Origin of the sequence: Sphingomonas sp. ID1715 (genome assembly GCF_013044515.1) — a bacterium.
Lineage (GTDB): Bacteria > Pseudomonadota > Alphaproteobacteria > Sphingomonadales > Sphingomonadaceae > Sphingomonas_B.
Genome location: NZ_JABEPR010000001.1, coordinates 307,142 through 328,588 on the forward strand (window position 1 = coordinate 307,142; position 21,447 = coordinate 328,588).

Sequence of the window (21,447 nt, forward strand, 5' to 3'; positions counted from 1 at the left end):
GCTTCGCCCTGCGCACCGTAGCTGCCGCATTCTGTCTAGACAAGGAACGCCGGTGCGACACCTGCTGCTTGAATCGGCATTGCTGCCGCAAGGCTGGGCCCGCGACGTGCTCGTCACCTTGCAGCGCGGCACAATTCTCTCGGTCAGCCCGGATCATGTGTCCAGCGATCTGCCGGTGGAGCGCGTCTCAGGCGTCGCCCTGCCTGGCATGATCAACGCGCACAGCCATGCCTTTCAGCGCGCCTTTGCCGGCCTCGCCGAACGCCGCGGCGGCAATCAGGACAGCTTTTGGACGTGGCGGGACGCGATGTACCGCGCGGCGGCGCAGCTGACGCCGGAGATGCTCCATGCCATCGCCGCTCAGCTCTATGCCGAGATGCTTGCGGCGGGCTACACCAGCGTGTGCGAGTTTCATTATGTCCATCACCGGGCGGATGGGCAGCCCCATGCGCCGGCTTCGGCCATGGCGCAGGCACTGATCGCGGCCGCTCAAGAGACCGGCATTGGCCTGACGCTGCTGCCGGTGCTTTACCAGACCAGCGGCTTCGGCGGCCGCCCTCCGCGCAAGGACCAGCGCCGGTTCATCAACGATGTCGATGCATTGCTGCGGATCATCGGGGAAGCGCAGGCAAGCGCGCCGTCCGCGCGCGTCGGCCTTGCCCTGCACAGCCTTCGTGCGGTGCCCCCCGAGGCGCTGGAGGAGGCGGTCGCGGCGATCGACCGCGCAGCGCCGATCCACATCCATGTCGCGGAACAAGTCGCCGAAGTGGAGGACTGCGTCGCCTGGTCGGCACGCCGCCCGGTCGAGTGGCTGCTCGACGAGGCGGAAGTCGACGCGCGCTGGACTCTGGTGCACGCCACGCACCTCAGTGACGCCGAAGTCGAGCGGCTGGCACTATCCGGCGCAACGGTGGCCTTGTGCCCCACCACGGAAGCCAATCTGGGGGACGGCCTCTTCCCGCTCCTGCCCTATCTCGAGCGTGGCGGGGGCATCGCCATCGGTTCGGACAGCCACGTCTCCGTCGATCCGCTGGAGGAGCTCCGCTGGCTGGAATATAGCCAACGCCTCACGCTCCAGCGGCGCAGCCTCGTCACAAGCGAGGCGCAGCCCCATCCCGGCGCCGAACTGTGGCGACGCGCGCTGGCTGGAGGCGCTGCAGCTGCCGGCAACGCTGTCGGATCCATCGCGCCGGGTGCGCGCGCCGATCTGGTGATCATCGACCCAGACCATGCTTCTCTGCTGACCGAAGCTGGCGACGCCATGCTGGACACGCTCGTCTTCAGCACCGGTGCCCGCGCCGCCGTTCGCCGGGTGATGGCGGGAGGCCAATGGGTAGTGACGGAGGGCCGGCACGAGCGGCAGAGCGAGATCGCAAAGGCCTATGCCGGTGCAGTCCGTTCGCTGCGCCAGGCCCTTGCTTGACTAACCCTGTCTAGACAGCTTACGCCCATAGCATGGACCAGCCCGCTTATGCCCGTGTGAAGGCGCATATCCTGGACAGGATCGGCGCCGGCGATTGGGCGCCGCGCGATCGGGTGCCGTCGGAAAATGCCTTGGTGCGCGAGTTCGGCGTCGCCCGGATGACGGTCAATCGTGCGGTTCGCGAACTGGCGCAGGAGGGCTTCCTCACCCGCGTTAAGGGCGGCGGCACCTATGTCGCGGACCGGCGGAACCATAGCCATCCTCTACGCATCCGCAACATCGCCGACGAGATTGCCGAGCGCGGCCATCGCCACCGTGGCGACGTGCTGGAGCTGACGGAAATCGCCGCCGATGAAGAAGCTGCTTCAGCCTTCGAGCTGGCGCTCGGCGCGCCGCTCTTCCGCTCGCTGATCGTCCACTTCGAGAATGACGAGCCAGTGCAGGTCGAGGAGCGGCTGGTGAACCCGGCAGTCGCGCCGGATTACCTCCAGCAGAATTTCGGCGCCCACACGCCCTATGAATATCTGGTGACGGCGGCGCCGCTCGCCCAGGCCGAACATGTCGTCCAGGCGGTGCTGCCTCCCGCCCGCATTCGCCAGCTTCTGGCCATGAAGGCGGACGAACCCTGCCTCCTGATCCGCCGCCGCACCTGGACGGGCAGCCAGGTCGCCTCGACTGCCAATCTCTATCATCCCGGCAGCCGCTTCGAGCTGACCGGGCGCTTCACCCCGCAGGAGACCGCCACGTGACCGTCAATCCGCGCCTGCTCAACAGCCGCGAGGTGCGCGCTCCTCGTGGCGCCGAGCTCAACACGCTCAGCTGGCAGACCGAAGCACCGCTGCGCATGCTGATGAACAATCTCGATGCGGAGGTGGCCGAGAATCCGGCAGAGCTGGTCGTCTATGGCGGCATCGGCCGTGCGGCGCGCGACTGGGCCTGTTTCGATGCGATCGTCGCCACGCTGAAGCGACTGAAGGACGACGAGACGTTGCTGGTCCAGTCGGGCAAGCCGGTTGGCGTGTTCCGCACCCACCACGACGCGCCGCGGGTACTGATCGCCAACTCGAACCTGGTGCCGAAATGGGCGACCTGGGATCATTTCCACGAGCTCGATCGCAAGGGCCTGATGATGTACGGCCAGATGACGGCCGGATCGTGGATCTACATAGGCACGCAGGGCATCGTTCAGGGCACTTACGAGACCTTCGCCGAGGCCGGGCGGAAGCATTATGGCGGCGACCTGTCCGGCCGCTGGATCCTGACTGCAGGCCTGGGCGGCATGGGCGGCGCGCAGCCGCTCGCGGCGGTGATGGCAGGCGCGTCCTGCCTGGCGATCGAATGCCAGCCCTCACGAATAGAGATGCGGTTGAAGACGCGCTATCTCGACCGGCAGGCCGCGACGCTCGACGAAGCGCTGGAGATCGTTACCACCGCGAAGCAGCCGGTTTCGGTCGGCCTGCTCGGCAACGCGGCCGAACTTTATCCCGAGATCGTGCGGCGCGGAATTCGGCCCGACATCGTCACCGACCAGACCTCCGCCCATGATCCGGTCAACGGCTATCTGCCGAAGGGCTGGAGCCTCGACCGTTGGACGCAGGCGCGAGAGAGTGATCCCAAATCCGTGGAGCGTGCCGCCAAGGCGTCGATGGCGGAGCATGTCCGCGCCATGCTCGATTTCTGGAAGGCGGGCGTGCCGGTCGTCGATTACGGCAACAATATCCGCCAGGTGGCTTTCGACGAAGGCATCGCGGACGCGTTCGACTTCCCCGGCTTCGTGCCCGCCTATATCCGCCCGCTCTTCTGCCGCGGCGTCGGCCCGTTCCGCTGGTGCGCCCTGTCGGGTGATCCGGAGGACATCTACCGCACCGACGCGAGGGTGAAGGAGTTGCTGCCGGACAATGCACATCTCCACCGCTGGCTCGACATGGCGCGCGAGCGGATCGCGTTCCAGGGGCTGCCGGCACGCATTTGCTGGGTGGGTCTCGGCGACCGCCACCGTCTTGGCCTCGCCTTTAACGAGATGGTGCGCAAAGGCGAGCTCAAGGCGCCCATCGTGATCGGCCGCGACCATCTCGACTCAGGCTCCGTCGCCAGCCCCAATCGCGAAACCGAGGCGATGCGCGACGGGTCCGACGCCGTGTCCGACTGGCCGCTGCTCAATGCCCTGCTCAACACCGCGTCCGGCGCAACCTGGGTATCGCTCCATCATGGCGGCGGCGTCGGCATGGGCTATTCCCAGCATAGCGGCATGGTCATCCTGTGCGACGGCAGCGAAGCCGCAGATCGGCGCCTCGAACGCGTGTTGTGGAACGATCCGGGTACCGGCGTGATGCGCCATGCGGACGCGGGATATGACGACGCGATCGCCTGCGCGCGGGAGCAGGGCCTCGATCTGCCGATGCTGGGCGCATGAGCGTGATCGAGCCCGGCACGGTCCCGCTCTCGCTGCTTCGAGCGGTCTACGAAGGGTCGCAACCGGCGCGTCTCGCGCCGCAGGTCTGGGACAAGGTGAACGCCTCGCGCACGACCATCGAAGAGCGGGTGGCGGACGGCGGCACCTATTACGGCATCAACACCGGCTTCGGCCTGCTCGCGAACACGCGCATCGCCAATGACGATCTTGCCGAGCTGCAGAAGCGATTGGTGCTTAGCCACGCCTGCGGGACCGGCGAGCCGCTTGACGACCGCACCGTCCGGCTGGTGCTGGCGCTGAAGGTCATCAGCCTTGCGCGCGGCCATTCCGGCGTCCGTCCCGTCGTGGTCGAGGCTTTGCTGCGGCTGATCGAGTCCGAGATCTACCCGGTCATCCCAGGGCAGGGCTCGGTCGGCGCCAGCGGCGATCTGGCACCCCTCGCCCATATGTCGGCGGCGCTGCTCGGCGTCGGCGAGATGCGGCACCGAAGTCGTGTGATGTCCGCTGCCGAAGGGCTGGCGCTGGCAGAAATCCAGCCGCTGGTGCTGGAAGCCAAGGAAGGCCTGGCCCTGCTCAACGGCACGCAGGTCTCGACGGCGCTCGCGCTCTCCGGCCTGTTCGCGATCGAGAGCGTGTTTGCCGCCGGGCTGGTTGCCGGCGCGCTTTCGACCGACGCGCTGAAGGGCAGCGTCGTGCCCCACGATCCGCGCATCCACGCGGCACGGGGCCAGCCGGGGCAGATGCATGCCGCCGCGACCATCCGGCACCTGCTCGACGGAAGCGCGATCAACGCCTCGCATGCGGGGTGCGGCAAGGTACAGGACCCCTATTCGCTGCGCTGCCAACCGCAAGTGATGGGCGCGTGCCTCGACATCATCCGCTCGGCGTCGGCGACACTGCAGGTGGAAGCGAATGCGGCGACCGACAATCCGCTGATCTTTACCGAGGACAATGACATCCTGTCGGGCGGAAATTTCCACGCCGAACCGATTGCCTTTGCCGCCGACATCCTTGCCATGGCCGCTTGCGAAGTCGGCTCGATCTCGGAGCGGCGCACCGCCATCCTCGTCGACCCGAAGATGAGCGGGCTGCCTGCGTTCTTGGTCGAGGAGAGCGGGCTCAACTCCGGCTTCATGATCGCGCAGGTGACCGCGGCTGCTTTGGTCGCCGAAAACAAGCAGCTGGCCCATCCGGCGAGCGTGGACAGTCTGCCGACTTCGGCCAATCAGGAAGACCATGTGTCGATGGCGACGCATGGCGCCAGGCGGCTGAAGCTCATGGCCGGTAATGCCGCAGCCGTGGTCGCAATCGAGTTGCTGGCCGCAGCGCAGGGCGTGGAGTTCCATGCGCCGCTCGCCACGTCGGAACCGCTTCGGGAAGTGCTGCGCCGCGTGCGGGAAGTGGCGCCCCACTACGATCACGATCGCTACTTCGCGCCCGATATCGCCGGCGTTCGTGCACTGGTGGAAGCAGGCACCTTCCGAGAGTTCGTGCCCGATCTGCCGAGCGGGGCGTGATGGAACCGTTCCGCCTCACCCAGGGCAACGCCCCGGTGCTGGTCAGTTTCCCGCATGTCGGCACCCATGTTCCGGCGCAAGTTTCGGAGTGCCTGACACCCGCGGCGCGCGGGGTGCCGGACACCGATTGGGAGGTCGACCGGCTCTACAACTTCGTGCAGGCGCTCGGCGCCAGCACGATCGTCGCGACCCATTCGCGCTACGTCGTCGATGTGAACCGCCCATCGGACGGCGCGTCGCTTTATCCGGGCCAGGTCACCACCGGCACCGTGCCGAGCACCAGCTTCGAAGGCGAGCCGCTCTATCTGCCCGGCCGGGAGCCGGATGAGGCCGAAGTGGCACGCCGGATCGCCACGGTCTGGCAGCCTTATCATCAGGCCCTTGCCGGCGAACTGGCGCGGCTCCAGGCCCAGCATGGCCGGGTGCTGCTCTGGGAAGCGCATTCCATCCGCACGCGCCTGCCGCGCCTTTTCGACGGTGCACTGCCCGAGCTGAACATCGGCACCAATGACGGCGCATCGGTGCGGGAAGGTCTTGGCGAGGCGCTGCTCGAGATCGCCGAACGCTCCCCCTATTCGGCGGTGCTGAACGGCCGCTTCAAGGGCGGATATATCACCCGCCATTTCGGCCGTCCCGAGCAGGGGATCGAAGCCGTGCAACTCGAGCTGACCCAGCTCACCTATATGGATGATGACGAACGGCGCTTTGATGAAGGGCGAGCCGAAAAGCTGCGCCCGGTGCTGCAGGAAATGATGCGCTACGCGGTTGGAGCGGTCACGCGATAAGCCGCGTCACCGGCAGACGAACAGCGCGAACATCGTCGCGGCGAGCGTCGACAGAGAGGCGGCAAGGGGCAAGGTCTTGGCGATCATGCCGCCAGAATGACTTTGCCGCGCCACGGGTTCCAATCGTTACGCCGTGTACATGTACAGCGTCGAGAAGAGCGCGGTGAGCGAAGCGGCGAGCGGGATGAAGTTCCTGAGCATGAATGCTCGATTAATCGATTCGCGCAGCCTCGCCTGTGAGGCGCGACACAGGTTTGCGATTTAGCGGCGGCTGCGACGAAATCCCGTGCGGCTACGACGAATATGTCAGCAGCCCATCAGCGCGAGCACTTCCTTGCGGCTGCGCTCGTCGTCGCGGAACACGCCCATCATCCGGCTGGTGGTCATCGCCACGCCGGGCGTGCGCACGCCGCGTGCGGTCATGCAGCTATGGCTCGCCTCGATCACCACGGCGACGCCGAGCGGCTGGAGATGGTCCCAGATGCAGTCGGCCACCTCCGCGGTCAGCCGTTCCTGCACCTGCAGGCGCCGGGCAAAGCCGTGCAGCACCCGCGCAAGCTTTGAGATACCGACAACACGGTCCTTTGGCAGGTAAGCGATATGCGCCTTGCCGATGATCGGCGCCATGTGGTGCTCGCAATGGGACTGGAACGGGATGTCGCGCAGCAGCACGATCTCGTCATAGCCACCGACTTCCTCGAAGGTGCGGGAGAGATGGATGGACGGATCCTCGGAATAGCCCTGGCAATATTCCTTCCAGGCTCGCGCCACGCGCAACGGAGTGTCGGCTAGGCCTTCGCGGCTCGGATCGTCACCGGCCCAGGCAATCAACGTCTTGATGGCCTCCGCGACCCGCGCCGGCACCGGAATCTTTCCCGGCGTTTCGATCAGATCGCCGTCGTCGAGGTCCTCGCCCAAGTCTTCCATCCTCTGTCGTGGGTCGCCGGTGATATAGGGTGGGAGGACGCGCGCGCAAATGACGCTACGGCACCCGAGCCGAGTGCGGCACAAGCGCCACAATCCGCAGAAATCCGCGACTTCTTCCCTCCTGTCCCATTGACGCTCGCGTAAACATCCGCATGATCCTGTCCCAAAGGGCGCAACATAGCGTCTGCGGTAACAGCCGCGATAAATGGGGAGGAAACACAAGATGCGGAAGTTCGATCTGCTCGGCGCGACGGCTCTGGCCATGTGGGCGGCCGTGCCAGCCTATGCACAGACCGGCGAAGCGGCGCCGACCACGGCGAACTCAGGCGCCGACGCAAGCGGAATCGGCGACATCGTCGTCACCGCGCAGCGCCAGTCAGAAACGCTGCAGACCGTTCCGATCGCGGTTTCCGCATTCAGCGCCGAGGGTCTGCGCCAGCAGCAGATCAACACGACCAGCGACCTGCAGCTGTCGCTGCCGAACATCACCTTCACGAAGAGCAATTTCACCTCGTCCTCGTCATTCAACATCCGCGGCATTGGCGACCTGTGCGTCGGCGTGACCTGCGACGCAGCCACCGCCGTGCACGTCAACGATGTGCCGGTGATCGGCTCCCCGATCTTCCAGAACGAATTCTTCGACGTGGAGCGCATCGAGGTGCTGCGCGGTCCCCAAGGCACGCTGTTCGGCCGCAACGCGACCGGCGGCGTGATCAACTTCATCACCGCGAAGCCCGACCTCAACCGCATCCATGCCGCGGGCGAAGTCGAGTATGGCAATTACAACAGCATCCGCGTGAAGGGCATGTTCAACCTGCCCGTCACCGAAACGATTGGCGTGCGGCTCGCCGGCTATTATCTCAAGCGCGACGGCTTCACCCGCAACCTGTTCGACGGCAAGCGCATCGACGGCCGCGACCAGTATGACATTCGCGGCTCGATCCGCTGGGAGCCGACCGAAGACACCACGCTCGACATCGTCGGCCATTATTTCCATGAGAATGACGACCGCTCGCGCATCCAGAAGCAGCTCTGCCATCGCGACCCGACCGGTGTGCTCGGCTGCTTGCCGGACCAGCTCGCCTTCGAACAGCTGAACGGCGACGCGACGCTCGCGGCGATCCTCACCTCGACCGAATTCATCAATGTGGCGCTCGGGCCGCTCGCCGCCACCTTCCGGCCGCTGGCGCTCGGCAGCGTCTACAACACCGATGGCGACGTCTATCGCAACTTCGTAAATCCGCCGAACATCCGCACGGTGAACATCGACTCCCCGCCGCGCTTCCGGACGGAGGAAAAGCAGGTCCTCGTCAACTTCAACCAGAATTTCGGCAGCTTCGGCCTCAAACTGGACGGCGGCTATACCGAAGGCTTCACCGACTCGACGGTCGACTATAATGTCGGCGTCGAAGCGCCGCTCGCGAACAATCCCGGCCTGGTCGCGCTGAATGCGTTGGCGCAGGCACCGGGCGCGGCCTTCCCCGGCGGCGTCAATCCGTTCACGCCGATCCGCGCCGCGCTGACCCCACAAGGGCCGGGCGGCCCCTTCTGCCAGTCGCTCGCGGACCAGCAGGGCGTCGGCGTTTATGGCGGCAAGTCGGTCTGCGCCGGCACCAGCCTCGATTTCGACCGCTCGACCGCCTATGGCAAGCAGTGGTTCGCCGAAGGTATCGTGACCAGCAAGTTCGACGGGCCGTTCAACTTCCTGATCGGCGCCGGCTATCTGGACTATAAGGTTCGCGACAACGATTATTTCGTGAACTCATTCTCGCTCGACTATGCCGCCGGCCTGCTTGGGGCGGCGAGTGCGATCGGCGCGCGCGCAGCGGGTCAGGCCATTCCGAACGTGTATCGCGGCACGCCCTTCTACGACAACGACTCGCGCAATTATCACCTGAAATCCTACGGCATTTTCGGCGAAGCGTATGCCGACATTACTGACACGCTGAAGCTGACGATCGGTGCCCGCTACAATCACGACGAGAAATTCTACCGCGCGCGCACGACCCTGTTTAACGACGCCAATGGCAATGCCGTGCTGGTACCGTTCGGCTCGTCGAGCTTCACCAATGCGATCAACTACAGCACGATCGATTTCGACGCTAACGTGGCCGGCAATCAGGAATTCTCGGTCAACACGGTCAGCTTTGGCCGCATGACCGGTCGCGCCGTGCTCGACTGGCGGATCACCGATCGCAACCTGCTCTACGTCTCCTATTCGCGCGGCTATAAATCGGGCGGCATCAATCCGCCGCTGTCGCCGATCTTTGCGGTGCCAACCAGCTTCGGCCCGGAGAAGGTGAACGCGTTCGAGATCGGTTCCAAGAACACCTTCCTCGACGGCACGGCGCGGCTGAACCTCACCGCCTTCTACTATCAGTATAAGGACCTGCAGCTCAGCCGCATCGTCGCCCGCACCTCGGTGAACGACAACGTCAATGCCGACATCATGGGCTTTGAAGCGGAGGGCATCCTCAACCCCACCCGCAACCTGCTCATCAACCTGTCGGCGAGCTTCCTGAAGACGCGGGTGTCGAACGACAAGTTTCTGGCCAATCCGCAGGATCCCTCGGGCGGGCGGTCGGACGCCGTGATCATCAAGGATCTGACCAACGCAGCCAACTGCTCGGTCGGCTCGAACAGCGGCAACGCGGCCCAGACCAATGCCTTGGTCAGCGCCACCAACACGCTGCTGGGCCTGCGCCCGACGACGCCGATCCCCGGCACGAACACGACCGGCGCGTTCAGCGTCTGCGGCATCCTGCAGGCGGCGGCGGCGGGAAATGTCGGTGCGGCGGTGGCGGCGCTGGCGGCGCCCAATCCGGCGCTCGGCGGCCTGACCGGACAGCAGTTCATCAACCTGCAGGTGACCGGCAATCCAGCCACCGCCGGCCAGTTCACCTATTATGCCAGCGGCGTGCCGGTGAACATCCGCGGCAACAACCTGCCCCAGTCGCCGCACTTCAAATTCTCGGCGGGCATGCAGTACACGTTCGACTTCGGCAATGGCTGGAACATCGTGCCGCGGATCGACCTGAACTATACCGGCAATTATTATGGCAGCATCTTCAACCGCCGGATCAACCGCATCGAGGGCTATGAGATCGTCAACGCCCAGGTGCAGCTGAACGCGCCGGACGATCGCTTCTACGCCCGGCTGTTCGTGCAGAACCTCACCAAGAACAATGCGGTGACCGGCCTGTACGTGACCGACCAGTCCTCGGGCCTGTTCACCAACGCCTTCTCGCTGGAACCGCGCCGCTACGGCATCGCCGCGGGCTTCCGCTTCTAAAACGATCCCGACCTTACCGGCCCGCGCGGACACCGCTCCGCGCGGGCCATTTCTTTGGGAACATGCCTCGTGCCCTGCGCATTCGCGGCGGCATGGAAGACATCTCCAGCTGGGTCGCCCCGATCGCCACCGCCATCGCCGCCTGCATGACCGCCGCCAATCTCGGCTCCCGCGTGACCGGATGGGGCTTCGTCGTGTTCACGGTCGGGTCGATCGCCTGGGCGACCTATGGCGCCGTCACCGGCCAGACCAACCTCGTCTGGCAGAATATCTTCCTGACCCTCGTCAATCTGGTCGGCATCTGGCGCTGGCTGGGGCGGCAGGCGCGGCTCGACGACGGCGCCAGAAGCGCGGCGGAGCAGAGCCAGGATATGCCGGGACCGACGCTCTTCCCTGCCTCCACGCTCACCAGCGCCACGCTTGAAAGCCGCGACGGCGAGGCGCTCGGCGCTGCCGCCGACGCGATGATCCGCTGCAATGACGGGCGCATTGCCTACCTGGTCGTCGGCAAAGGCGGCGTCGCTGGCGTCGGCGAGACCTTCCTCGCGCTGCCGTGGGAGCATGTGCGGCTCGCCCCCGGCAAGATCGTCGCCGATCTCGACCGCGCCGCGCTCGACCGCCTCGAGCCGATCGACCCACGCAGCTGGCCGGCGCGACCGGAAGCGGCCTAAGGTCGCTCAGCCCTCCCGGAGATAGGCCTCCAGGTCGTCGCTACCGCCGATCCGCTCGCCGCCGATGAAGATCTGCGGCGTCGTCTGCACGCCCTGCTCCTCTTCGAACGCATCCACCTCGTCGCGGCTGGCGAGGATATGCTCTTCGATCTCATAACCTTCGCGCTCCAGCATCTGCTTCGCGCGTACGCCGAACGGACATTCATGGTCGGGCAGCACCATCCGGTACAGCACCGCGCTCTTCTCCTCGCTCATCCCGATCTCCAATCTGCTTCGATCAGACAGCGCTTGGCACCGGCAAGCGTTCCCCATGGATGCTTCGGCCACGCTAGCCCGTCGACTCTTCTGCGCCGCTCGTCATGGCACGGATGAGAGCCTCCCCGGCTCGGCTATGCCGACGCGCGATGAGCCGCGGCAAAGACAGTGAGGTCAGTCATGCGCAAAGCGTGCACGCCAGTTTTGCGGTCGCTGTTCGGCTAATGCTCCAGCTGCCATGGTTCCGAGGTCGCCGCTCCTCGTCGGAGCAAGCCGAGATTCAGCGGCTCTCCAACCAGGCCATTCTCGTCTGGGTAGGCCCTGCCAGAGCCGACGAAACGCTGGCCGCGTTCCTCGCCACGATCGACCCGCCGCTCCGCAGAGACGTGGAGCGTGAAGCGCGAAGCGTGTTCCGTTCATTCATGCAGATGCTCCCGCGGAGTCGAGATGGAATAGCCACCGGCGACGCCGCCACCGTGGTCGAGCAACGGATGCGAGCTAAGTTTCCGTGGCTCTCTCCGGAAGCTTACGCTCGCCTCGACTCATATGCACAATGGCTCACTTGGCACGGCTGACCGCGACTCCTGCGTCGCAGGTCCGGGGTCACTTCCGCCCGAAGAGCTTCTCGAGCTGATCGCGCGTCAGCTTCACCCAAGTCGGCCGTCCATGGTTGCACTGGCCGCTGTGCGGGGTGACCTCCATTTCGCGGAGCAGCGCATTCATCTCGGCGACGCTCAGCGCACGGCCGGCGCGGACGCTGCCGTGGCAGGCCATGGTCGCCGCGACGTGGTCGAGCCGTTCCTTGAGGCTCAGCGCCTGGTCGAAAGCGGCGAGTTCGTCGGCGAGGTCGCGGACGAGACCATGGACATCGCCATTGCCGAGCGGCGCGGGCATGGCGCGCACCAGCATCGCGGCGGGACCGAAGCGTTCCAGGTCCAGTCCGAAGGCGGCGAGTTCGGGCGCGCGGGCCTCCAGCCAGTCGCAGGCGGGTTCGTCCAGTTCGACGACCTCGGGAAGCAGCAGCGCCTGGGCGTGGACGCCGCCATTGGCCGCGGCCCGTTTCATCCGTTCGAGAACAAGGCGTTCGTGCGCGGCATGCTGGTCGACCAGGATGAGGCCATCCTCCGCCTCGGCCACGATATAGGTGTTGGCCACCTGCCCGCGCGCCACGCCGAGCGGGAAGCTGCGATGCTCGGGCGGCGGCGTGTGCGCGGGTTCGGCGCGGGCTTGCGGCGGCGAGGCGAAGAAGGAGCGGCTCTCCCTTAGCCCCTCCCCCTCGGGGGAGGGGTTGGGGTGGGGCCTGTAAGTTGACGGTAGGGCATAGGGGGACTGCCCCACCCCCAACCCCTCCCCTGAAGGAGAGGGGCTAAGCCGGGGCGCGGTCCACCCGCTCAACACGTCCACCGCAGCCGGCCGCGCGCTCGCATGCCCGGCCGCATCGAGCGCGCGCCTGAGGCCGCTGACGATCAGCCCGCGCACCAGTTGCGGATCGCGAAAGCGGACCTCCGTCTTCGCCGGATGCACGTTCACGTCGACCTCGCTCATCGGCACGTCGAGGAACAGGGCGACGAGCGGGTGGCGATCGCGGGCGAGCAGGTCGGCATAGGCGCCGCGTACCGCGCCGGCGAGCAATCGGTCCTTCACGGGCCGGCCGTTGACGAACAGATATTGGTGATCGGCGACGCCGCGGCTGAAGGTCGGCAGTCCGGCGACGCCGCCGAGCCGCAGCCCCTCCCGCACCAGATCGACGCCCACGCTGTTCGCCGGCAGTTCGCGATCGATCAGCGCCGCGACGCGTTTCGGCTGGCTCTGCGCAGGCGGCACCGACAGGCTCGTCCGCCCCTCATGCTCCAGCGAGAAGCCGATGTCCGGCCGCGCCATGGCCAGCCGCTTCACGGCATCGAGGCAGGCGGCATATTCGGAGCGGGCCGAACGCAGGAATTTGCGCCGCGCCGGCACCCGCTCGAACAGGGCTTCGACCCGCACGCGCGTGCCCGGGGGCAAGGCGGCCGGCCCCTCTTCGACCACTTCGCCATTGTCGACGGTCAGCGCCCAGCCGTCCGCGCCGCGCACCCGGCTCTCCAGCGTCAGGCGCGCGACGCTCGCGATCGACGGCAAGGCTTCGCCCCGAAAGCCCAGGGTAGCGACGGCCTCGATTGCGTCGTCCGGCAGCTTCGAGGTGGCATGCCGCTCCAGCGCCAGCCGCGTCTCGTCGGGCGTCATGCCGCAGCCATCGTCGGCGACCTCGATCAGCTCGGTGCCGCCGGCCCGCAGCCGCACCGCGATTCGCGTGGCGCCCGCATCGATCGCGTTTTCGACCAGCTCCTTCAGCGCGCTGGCTGGTCTTTCGACCACTTCACCCGCCGCAATCCGGTTGACGAGGTGCGAAGGAAGGCGCCGTATTGACATCGCGCCTCGCTCTACCCCAAGCGGCCCCATCCCGCGACCCGGCGCTCATGAAAAATCAAGGTCACTCTGGTTTATTCTGAACCGTGGGCGGGTATATAGCGCCTAGGATTGTTTCAGAGCGGGACAGAAATGCTGTTTTCACGTTTCTTCAAGTTCATGTCCCACGACATGGCGATCGACCTCGGCACCGCCAACACGGTGGTGTATCTGCGGGGCCGCGGCATCGTGCTGAACGAGCCGTCGGTGGTCGCCATCGAGACGATCAACGGCGTCCGCAAGGTCAAGGCGGTCGGTGACGACGCCAAGCTGATGATGGGCAAGACGCCGGGCTCGATCGAGGCAATCCGGCCGCTGCGTGATGGCGTGATCGCGGACATCGACGTCGCCGAGCAGATGATCAAGCACTTCATCCACAAGGTGCATGGGCAGCGCCGCTTTCCGCGCTGGCCGGAAATCGTGATCTGCGTGCCGTCGGGCTCCACCTCGGTCGAGCGCCGCGCGATCCGCGACGCGGCGTCCAACGCCGGCGCCTCGCAGGTGTGGCTGATCGAAGAACCGATGGCGGCCGCGATCGGCGCGGACATGCCCGTCACCGAACCGATCGGATCGATGGTCGTCGATATCGGCGGCGGCACGACCGAAGTCGCGGTGCTGTCGCTGCGCGGCCTTGCCTACACGACCTCGGTCCGCGTCGGCGGCGACAAGATGGACGAGGCCATCGCCTCCTATGTCCGCCGCAACCACAATCTGCTGATCGGCGAAGCGACGGCGGAGCGGATCAAGAAGGACATCGGCACGGCGAAGCCTCCCGTCGACGGGATCGGCCGCACCATCCACATCAAGGGGCGCGACCTCGTGAACGGCGTGCCGAAGGAAATCGAGATCAACCAGGGCCAGATCGCCGAAGCGCTGTCGGAGCCGGTAGGCACGATCATCGAAGGCGTCCGCATCGCGCTCGAAAACACTGCGCCGGAGCTGGCGGCGGACATCGTGGACCAAGGCATCGTCATCACCGGCGGCGGCGCCCTGCTACAAGGGCTCGACGAAGTGCTGCGCGACGAAACCGGGTTGCCGGTCACGGTCGCCGACGATCCGCTGACCTGCGTCGCTCTGGGCACCGGCCGCGCGCTCGAAGACCCGATCTACCGCGGCGTGCTGCAGACTGCCTAAAGCGCAGGTGTAGGCCAGCCCGTGGCGCGCCCGTCCAATCGCCGCCCCGGCTATTCGCGCCGTGCGCAATATGGCCTGTTCTTCGGCTATGTGACAGCGGTGTCGGGTGCCGTCGTCGCGCTGCTGCTGCTGATCCTGTCGACGGTCGATCCGGAAGGCTTTGGCGCGTTCAAGGGGGCAATCACCGATGCCACCTTGCCGATCAGCTCGGCGGGAAGCGCGGTGGTCGATACCGTCAGCGATGCGGGGAGCGGCATCGGCTCCTATATCGACGCTGCCGCCAAGGCGCGTCGCCTGGAGCGGGAAGCGGCGGCGACGCGCACCAGGCTGATCGAAGCCAAGGCCCTCGCCTTCGAGAACGCCCGGCTGAAGCGGCTGCTGGGCATCGCCGAGCAGGTACCCCGGCCCGTGACGGCGGGCCGCCTGGTCGGCTCCACCGGATCCAGCATCCGCCGCTATGCAATCCTGAACGCCGGCTATCTGAGCGGGGTGCGCGGTGGCATGCCGGTGCGCGGCCCGGGCGGACTGATCGGCCGCGTCGCCAATGCGGGCGCCGCCAGCGCGCGGGTCAGCCTGATCACCGATGGGGGCACCGTGGTGCCGGTGCGGCGCGTGCCGGACGGGTTTCCGGCGATCGCCACCGGGACCGGTGATGGGTTCATCGACATCCGCGCGCTGGGCGCGGAGAATACCAGCTTCAAGCGCGGCGACGTGTTCGTCACTTCGGGCATTGGCGGCGTCTATCCGCCCAACATCCCCGTCGCCGTGATCACCCGCGTGACCCGCGAGGGCTTTCTGGCCCTGCCTGTAGCCGACCCGGCCAAGGCGGATTTCGCACTCGTTCTGCCGGTCTACCAGCCGCAGGTGGAGGCGCAGCGGCGCGCACTGCCGCCGCAGCCGGCACAATGAGCCGCACCCTCCCCTTCCGCACCGCGCCGCCGGTGCTGAGCGTCAAGGCGCGTGCGGTTCCGATCGTCTCGACCATGCTGGGGTCGATGCTCCCGCTGATGCTGCCGGTCATCGCCGAAGCGCCGGTCGTGCCGCCGTTCGGGCTGATGGTGCTGCTCGCCTGGCGGCTACTGCGCCCCGGTTTCTGGGCCGTTTGGGCGCCCTTGCCGCTCGGCTTCTTCGACGATCTGGCGAGCGGCCAGCCGGTCGGCAGCGCGATGCTCAGCTGGACGGTGGCCTTCCTGGCGATCGAAGTGTCGGAACGGACGCTCCTCTGGCGCGACTATCTGCAGGACTGGTTCGTGGCCGCACTCGCCATCGCCGGCTGCATGGCCGCCGGATACGTCTTTGCCCTGTTCGCCGGCGGCGCTGCCCCTATGGTGAGCGTGGTGCTGCAGATCGTCGCATCGATCCTGGTCTTTCCCGCCGTGGCGCGACTGTGCGCCCGGCTCGACGTCTGGCGCCTGCGGTGAAGCGCCCCAAGAAGGTCGTCACCGAGGCCTCGCAGCAATTCTCCTTCACCCGTCGCGCCATGTTCCTCGGCGCGGCGCAAGGCAGTATCGGCGCGCTGCTCGCCGGCCGCATGGCCTGGCTGTCGATCATGGAGAATGAGCGCTACTCGCTCCTTTCCGAAAGCAATCGCGTCAACCTGACCTTGATCCCGCCGCGCCGCGGCTGGATCGTCGATCGCAACGGCAAGCCGCTCGCCATCAACCGTACCGACTTTCGCGTCGACCTCATCCCGGACCGCGTCGAGAACAAGGAACATGTGCTCGGCGAACTGAAGCACCTGCTGGCGCTGAGCGACGACGACATCCAGCGCATCCGCGACGATCTCGAGGAATCCGCCGGGTTCAAGCCGGTGCAGGTTGCCGAGGATCTCGATTGGGAGAAATTCGCGGCCGTCTCGATCCGCCTGAACGAGCTGCCCGGCGTGTCGCCGACGCGCGGCTATTCGCGCTTCTACCCCGACGGCGCGGCGGTCGGGCAGCTGATCGGCTATGTCGGTGCCGCCTCGGCCAAGGAATATGAGGAAGAGAAGGACCCGCTGCTGATCACCCCCGGCTTCAAGGTCGGCAAGGCGGGGATCGAGAAGATCATGGAGCCGCGGCTGCGCGGCCAGCCCGGCGCCAAGCGGATCGAAGTGACGGCACGCGGCAAGCTGGTGAAGGAACTGACCACCCGCGGCGACGTGCCCGGCAACACGCTGAAGCTGACCATCGACCAGCCGCTCCAGGCCTTCGCCGCGCGCCGGCTCGGCCGTGAGTCCGGCGCCGCGATCGTCATCGACTGCGACACCGGCGGCATCCTCTGCATGGCGTCGATGCCCTCCTACGATCCGAACAATTTCTCCGACGGGATCGGCCGCGACGAATGGCGGATGCTCTCCGACGACGAGCGCCGCCCGCTCTACAACAAGCCGCTCCAGGCCATGTACCCGCCCGGCTCCACCTTCAAGCCGGTGCACGCGCTTGCGATCCTCGAGGCCGGGATCAGCCCGGAGGACACGGTGTTCTGCGGCGGCGGCTACCGGCTCGGCAACCGCTTCTATCACTGCCTGGGCCGGCACGGTCCGGTGAACATGACCCGCGCCATTGCCAAGAGCTGCAACACCTATTTCTACACCATGGGCCGGCGGATCGGCATCGATCGCATCGCCCATGCCGCGCGCACTGCGGGGCTCGGCGCCAAATACGCGCTGCCAGTGCCGTCGCAAAGCTATGGCACCGTGCCCGATCCGGCGTGGAAACTGCGGCGGTTCAAGCAGCAATGGACCGAGTCGGACACGCTCAATGCGGCCATCGGCCAGGGCTATGTCCTGGTCACGCCACTGCAGAACGCCGTCGCGGCCGCCCGGCTGGCGACCGGCAAGCTGCTGGTGCCGGAGATGATCGCTGACCGTGCGAAGGGGACATCGGAGCTGCTCCCAGTCCCGCCCGAATATCTCCAGTCCGTCCGCACCGGCATGCGCGAAGTGGTGAACGCCGGCACCGCCATTCGCAGCCGCCTGCCGCTCGACGGCATCGAAATGGCGGGCAAGACCGGCACCGCGCAGGTGCGCGCGCTGTCGAGCGGCATGCGCGGCGGCATGGGTGTGCCATGGAAATATCGCGACCATGCGCTGTTCATCTTCTTCGCGCCCGTCGACAAGCCGAAATATGCAGGCGCAATCGTGGTCGAACATGGCATGCACGGGTCGAGCTCGGCCGCGCCCGTTGCACGCGAGCTGATGACCTTCATGTACGACCAGGAGAAGGCCATGAAGGCGCTCGAGAGCATGGAGGCCGGCTGGGGCGGCGACATCGCGACTCGCATGGCCGCCGAGCGTGCCGCCTATAGCGCGGCGAAGCAGCCGGTCCCGTCGCCCGTGCCCGAGACCGTCACTACCGTGACGCCGAGCCCGACGCCGAGCGCAACGCCCGCCAACCTCACCGCGCCGCAGCCGCCCGAATGAAACAAGGCATCGTCCCCGCACCGTTGCTGGCACTGCCCTGGGTGCCGATCCTGCTGACCATGGCGATCGGCGGCTTCGGCCTGGTCGTGCTTTATTCGGCTGCCGGCGGTTCGCCGACGCCTTGGGCGCTCAACCAGGGCGTGCGGTTCACCATGTTCCTGGCGATGGCGATCCTGCTGTCGCGTGTCCCGGAGGGTGGGTGGCAGGCAGCGGCCTTCCCGCTCTACGCGATCATTCTGTTGATGCTGATCGCCGTCGAGGCGCTGGGCGCAGTCAGGGGCGGCAGCCAGCGCTGGCTCGACCTCGGCATCATCCGCCTGCAGCCGTCCGAACTGATGAAGGTCGCAATCGTGCTGACCATGGCGCGCTTCTATGCGCTGCTGCCCGCGAGCCAGCTGCGGACGATCACGGCGTTATGGCCGGCGGGCGTGCTGATCGGCGTTCCCGCGGCGCTGGTGATGCTGCAGCCCGATCTCGGCACCGCGCTGATGATCACCGGCGGGGGCATTGCCGTCGTCTTCCTGGCTGGCCTGCCGCTGCGCCTGTTCGTGGGCGCCGCGCTGGCACTCGCGGCGCTGGGGCCGATCGCCTTCAGCATGATGCACGAATATCAGCGGAACCGGGTGCTGATCTTCCTCGACCCGGAAAGCGATCCGCTCGGCAAGGGCTATCACATCAGCCAGTCGAAGATCGCGATCGGGTCCGGCGGGCTGTGGGGCAAAGGCTATCTGCAGGGCACGCAAAGCCGGCTCGATTACCTGCCCGAGCGCCAGACCGACTTCGTCTTCGCGACCATGGCCGAGGAATGGGGTCTGGCCGGCGGTCTGTTCCTGATCTTCTCCTTCTTCCTGCTTATCCGCTGGGCGATGCAGGTCGCCCACCGCGCGCGTACCAAGTTCGGACGGCTGACGGCGGCGGGGCTAGCCACCACCATCTTCTTCTATGTCGGCATCAACCTGATGATGGTGATGGGCCTGGCGCCGGTGGTCGGCATTCCCCTGCCGCTCGTCAGCTATGGCGGGTCGGCGGTGATGACGGTGATGATCTGCCTGGGCATATTGATGTCGATCGAGCGGGACAGCCGCCGCGGTCGGCGCCAGCCGCTCTAGCCTCTTCCGCCGCCCGATTTGAGGACGCCACGCCGGAACAGGCGGGCGGCGACGGTGATCGTCAGTGCGAGCCACAGCAGCTGCCAGGCAAAGGCGAGCACATGCTGCCACGCCGGCACACCGGTGGCGGCGCGCGCGGCCATGGCGAAGGGCGAACTGAACGGAAAGATCGCAGCGAAGATGCCGAGGGCGGAGTCAGGCGCCCCCGCCCCGCTACTCGCCAGTGCGAACATCGCCACCTGGAAGATGGTCACCGGCAGCGACAGCATCTGGATCTCGCGCATCGAGCTCGCCTGAGCGCCGACGCCCAGGAACACGGCGCCGAGCAGCAGGAACGACAGCACGAAATAACCGAGGAACAGGGCGGAAAAGGCCGGTACCCCGATCGGGGGCGCGAAAGCCTGCAGCTCGCCGCTGTCGAGCGTCGACAGAGCGGCCGTCAGCCCGATCGTACCCCAGAAGCTGGCGAAGACCAGGGCGACGCCCAGCAACCCGATCAGCTTGCCCAGAAACACGGCCTCGAGCGGCACGGCGGCGGCAAGGATCTCGATAACCTTGTTGTTGCGCTCTTCGGCCAGCGTGCTGATGGCCTGGCTGGCGAGCACCAGAGATAGCAGGAACATCAGGAACACCGCGCCATAGGCGGTACCATGCAGATCCCTCCCATCCGCCGACCCAGGGCGCGGGGCGACAGCCGCGATCCTTGGCTGGGTGCCGCTCGCCGCCGCTGCGAGCAGCGAGAGATAGGCCGCGTCGCGCTCGGCACCAACGGCATGCCTGATCTCCGGACCGGACGGCGTCGGAAAGAGCACCGCCGACGCGCGGCCGTGGCGCAACGCGTGGGCCGCCACCCTGGCCGGCTCGGATGCTGCAAGGCTGAAGGTGGCCGGCGGCGCGCCCGGATCGCTGCCGGCGACGCCGCGCAGCTCCCGCTCCGTCTGCCTCAGCCGCTCCAGCGGCTCGGAAGCGGCGAGGACCAGCACCGGCCGCTGTTGACCCTCGATAGCGCGCACCGCACCCAGGCTGCCGATCGTGGCGATGCCGAACATGAACAAAGGCGCGAGCAGGAAGATCAGGAAGGTGGGCGTCAGCGTGATCGCGGTGAAGTCGCGCCGGGCGACCACCAGAGCTTGTTGCAGCAACCGCATCACGCCCCTGCCTCCCGCACCAGCTTGACGAAGACGTCGTGGAGGGCCGGGCGCTCGACCGACAGCGAGGCGACCCCCTGCCCCGATGCGATCAGCCGCTCCAGCACGGGCTCGATGCCTTCGGGCGGCACGTCGAAGAGATAGGCCTGCCCCGATCTGACCGCACCAGGCGGCAGCAGCGTATCCGTCCCGGGCGCATCGCGCCGCGGCGTCAGTTGCGCCTGCATCGGCAGCAGGGCACGGGCCTCATCGACGGTGCCCTCGAAGCGGCGCTCACCGCCCGCGATGATCGCCAGTCGGTCGCAAAGCCGCTGCGCATGCGCCATCACATGGGTCGAGAACAGCACCGTCGCGCCGCGGTCGCGTTCCCCGATGATCAGCGCTTCGAGCTTCTCCTGATTGACCGGATCGAGCCCGGAGAACGGCTCGTCCAGCACGAGCAGGTCGGGGCGGTGCACCATCGACCCGATCAGCTGCACCAGCTGCGCCATCCCCTTCGACAGGTTCCTGATCTTCTCGCCGGGCGGCACGTTGAGCCCCGTCGCTTCGAGCATTTCGGCGCCCCGCCGGCGACCTTCGCGCCAGTCGAGGCCACGCAGCGCTCCCATGAACGCGATCGCGTCGCGCGCCTTCATCGACGGATAGAGGCCACGCTCTTCCGGCAGGTAGCCGATGCGGTCGCTGACCTCGCGGGGCCGCAGCGCGCCGAGCACGCGTCGCTCGCCGGCATCGGGCTCGATGATACCCATCAGAATGCGCAGGCTCGTCGTCTTGCCGGCGCCGTTCGGACCCAGCACGCCATAGATGCTGCCACGCGGCGCCATCAGGTCGAGTCCTGCCACGGCCTGCTTGCGTCCAAAGCTCTTGCGCAGACCTGTCGCAGTCACGGCCGGATCGTTCATGCTTGCGGCGGTAGCGGGCGCAG

18 protein-coding genes are annotated in these 21,447 nt (G+C 66.9%); 13 read left to right on the forward strand and 5 right to left on the reverse strand.

Features of this window, described 5'->3' with window-relative positions:
* Nucleotides 1-52 precede the first annotated feature (52 nt).
* From HJG53_RS01485 to hutG, 5 genes are read left to right on the forward strand one after another with little or no spacing between them, the layout of a single operon-like run.
* Complete coding sequence (locus HJG53_RS01485; RefSeq protein ID WP_171127468.1) at nucleotides 53-1,423, forward strand: formimidoylglutamate deiminase; 1,371 nt, start codon at nucleotides 53-55, stop codon at nucleotides 1,421-1,423.
* A gap of 32 nt (nucleotides 1,424-1,455) precedes the next feature.
* Nucleotides 1,456-2,172, forward strand: coding sequence for a histidine utilization repressor (hutC, locus tag HJG53_RS01490; protein ID WP_171127469.1), 717 nt, complete (start codon nucleotides 1,456-1,458; stop codon nucleotides 2,170-2,172).
* Nucleotides 2,169-3,836 carry a urocanate hydratase gene (gene hutU, locus HJG53_RS01495; protein WP_171127470.1) on the forward strand — a complete coding sequence of 556 codons (1,668 nt, stop codon included), beginning with the start codon at nucleotides 2,169-2,171 and terminating at the stop codon, nucleotides 3,834-3,836. The genes hutC and hutU overlap by 4 nt, the downstream gene beginning before the upstream one ends.
* Complete coding sequence (gene hutH / locus HJG53_RS01500) at nucleotides 3,833-5,353, forward strand: histidine ammonia-lyase (RefSeq protein ID WP_171127471.1); 1,521 nt, start codon at nucleotides 3,833-3,835, stop codon at nucleotides 5,351-5,353. Before hutU ends, hutH begins: the two co-directional genes overlap by 4 nt.
* A complete protein-coding gene (gene hutG / locus HJG53_RS01505; RefSeq protein WP_171127472.1) occupies nucleotides 5,353-6,138 on the forward strand; it encodes an N-formylglutamate deformylase in 786 nt (261 codons plus the stop codon). Before hutH ends, hutG begins: the two co-directional genes overlap by 1 nt.
* Nucleotides 6,139-6,444: 306 nt before the next feature.
* Here the strand turns inward: hutG and folE are convergent, their stop codons facing one another.
* Nucleotides 6,445-7,065: a GTP cyclohydrolase I FolE gene (folE, locus tag HJG53_RS01510; RefSeq protein WP_171127473.1), complete on the reverse strand. Its 621-nt coding sequence runs from the start codon at nucleotides 7,063-7,065 to the stop codon at nucleotides 6,445-6,447.
* Nucleotides 7,066-7,288: 223 nt separating this feature from the next.
* Between folE and HJG53_RS01515 the strand changes: the two genes are divergently transcribed.
* The gene (locus HJG53_RS01515) at nucleotides 7,289-10,357 is read left to right on the forward strand and encodes a TonB-dependent receptor (RefSeq protein WP_171127474.1); all 3,069 of its coding nucleotides are present in this window, start codon (nucleotides 7,289-7,291) and stop codon (nucleotides 10,355-10,357) included.
* A gap of 62 nt (nucleotides 10,358-10,419) precedes the next feature.
* Nucleotides 10,420-11,028 carry a PRC-barrel domain-containing protein gene (locus tag HJG53_RS01520; protein WP_254447467.1) on the forward strand — a complete coding sequence of 203 codons (609 nt, stop codon included), beginning with the start codon at nucleotides 10,420-10,422 and terminating at the stop codon, nucleotides 11,026-11,028.
* Between the two features lie 6 nt (nucleotides 11,029-11,034).
* Here the strand turns inward: HJG53_RS01520 and HJG53_RS01525 are convergent, their stop codons facing one another.
* Nucleotides 11,035-11,283: a glutaredoxin domain-containing protein gene (locus tag HJG53_RS01525; RefSeq protein WP_171127475.1), complete on the reverse strand. Its 249-nt coding sequence runs from the start codon at nucleotides 11,281-11,283 to the stop codon at nucleotides 11,035-11,037.
* 149 nt (nucleotides 11,284-11,432) lie between these two features.
* Between HJG53_RS01525 and HJG53_RS01530 the strand changes: the two genes are divergently transcribed.
* Nucleotides 11,433-11,858, forward strand: a complete 426-nt coding sequence (locus HJG53_RS01530) for a hypothetical protein (protein WP_171127476.1) — start codon at nucleotides 11,433-11,435, stop codon at nucleotides 11,856-11,858.
* Between the two features lie 28 nt (nucleotides 11,859-11,886).
* On the opposite strand, the gene mutL is transcribed toward HJG53_RS01530, so the two are convergent.
* Nucleotides 11,887-13,692 (reverse strand): DNA mismatch repair endonuclease MutL, encoded by a 1,806-nt coding sequence (mutL, locus tag HJG53_RS01535; protein WP_171127477.1) that lies wholly within the window; start codon nucleotides 13,690-13,692, stop codon nucleotides 11,887-11,889.
* A 129-nt stretch (nucleotides 13,693-13,821) separates the two neighbouring features.
* On the opposite strand from mutL, the gene HJG53_RS01540 reads away from it, so the two are divergent.
* From HJG53_RS01540 to rodA, 5 genes are read left to right on the forward strand one after another with little or no spacing between them, the layout of a single operon-like run.
* On the forward strand, nucleotides 13,822-14,862 hold the full coding sequence (locus HJG53_RS01540) for a rod shape-determining protein (RefSeq protein ID WP_171127478.1): 1,041 nt from the start codon (nucleotides 13,822-13,824) through the stop codon (nucleotides 14,860-14,862).
* A 21-nt stretch (nucleotides 14,863-14,883) separates the two neighbouring features.
* On the forward strand, nucleotides 14,884-15,771 hold the full coding sequence (gene mreC / locus HJG53_RS01545; RefSeq protein ID WP_171127479.1) for a rod shape-determining protein MreC: 888 nt from the start codon (nucleotides 14,884-14,886) through the stop codon (nucleotides 15,769-15,771).
* Nucleotides 15,768-16,283 (forward strand): rod shape-determining protein MreD, encoded by a 516-nt coding sequence (locus tag HJG53_RS01550; protein ID WP_171127480.1) that lies wholly within the window; start codon nucleotides 15,768-15,770, stop codon nucleotides 16,281-16,283. Before mreC ends, HJG53_RS01550 begins: the two co-directional genes overlap by 4 nt.
* Nucleotides 16,280-18,265, forward strand: coding sequence for a penicillin-binding protein 2 (gene mrdA / locus HJG53_RS01555; protein ID WP_368039479.1), 1,986 nt, complete (start codon nucleotides 16,280-16,282; stop codon nucleotides 18,263-18,265). Before HJG53_RS01550 ends, mrdA begins: the two co-directional genes overlap by 4 nt.
* Entirely contained in the window at nucleotides 18,262-19,374 is a 1,113-nt protein-coding gene (rodA, locus tag HJG53_RS01560) for a rod shape-determining protein RodA (protein ID WP_171127481.1), read from the forward strand. The genes mrdA and rodA overlap by 4 nt, the downstream gene beginning before the upstream one ends.
* On the opposite strand, the gene HJG53_RS01565 is transcribed toward rodA, so the two are convergent.
* Nucleotides 19,371-20,522, reverse strand: coding sequence for an ABC transporter permease (locus HJG53_RS01565; RefSeq protein WP_217352614.1), 1,152 nt, complete (start codon nucleotides 20,520-20,522; stop codon nucleotides 19,371-19,373). The genes rodA and HJG53_RS01565 overlap by 4 nt on opposite strands.
* Entirely contained in the window at nucleotides 20,522-21,424 is a 903-nt protein-coding gene (locus tag HJG53_RS01570) for an ABC transporter ATP-binding protein (RefSeq protein ID WP_171127483.1), read from the reverse strand. Before HJG53_RS01570 ends, HJG53_RS01565 begins: the two co-directional genes overlap by 1 nt.
* Between the last annotated feature and the right edge of the window lie 23 nt (nucleotides 21,425-21,447).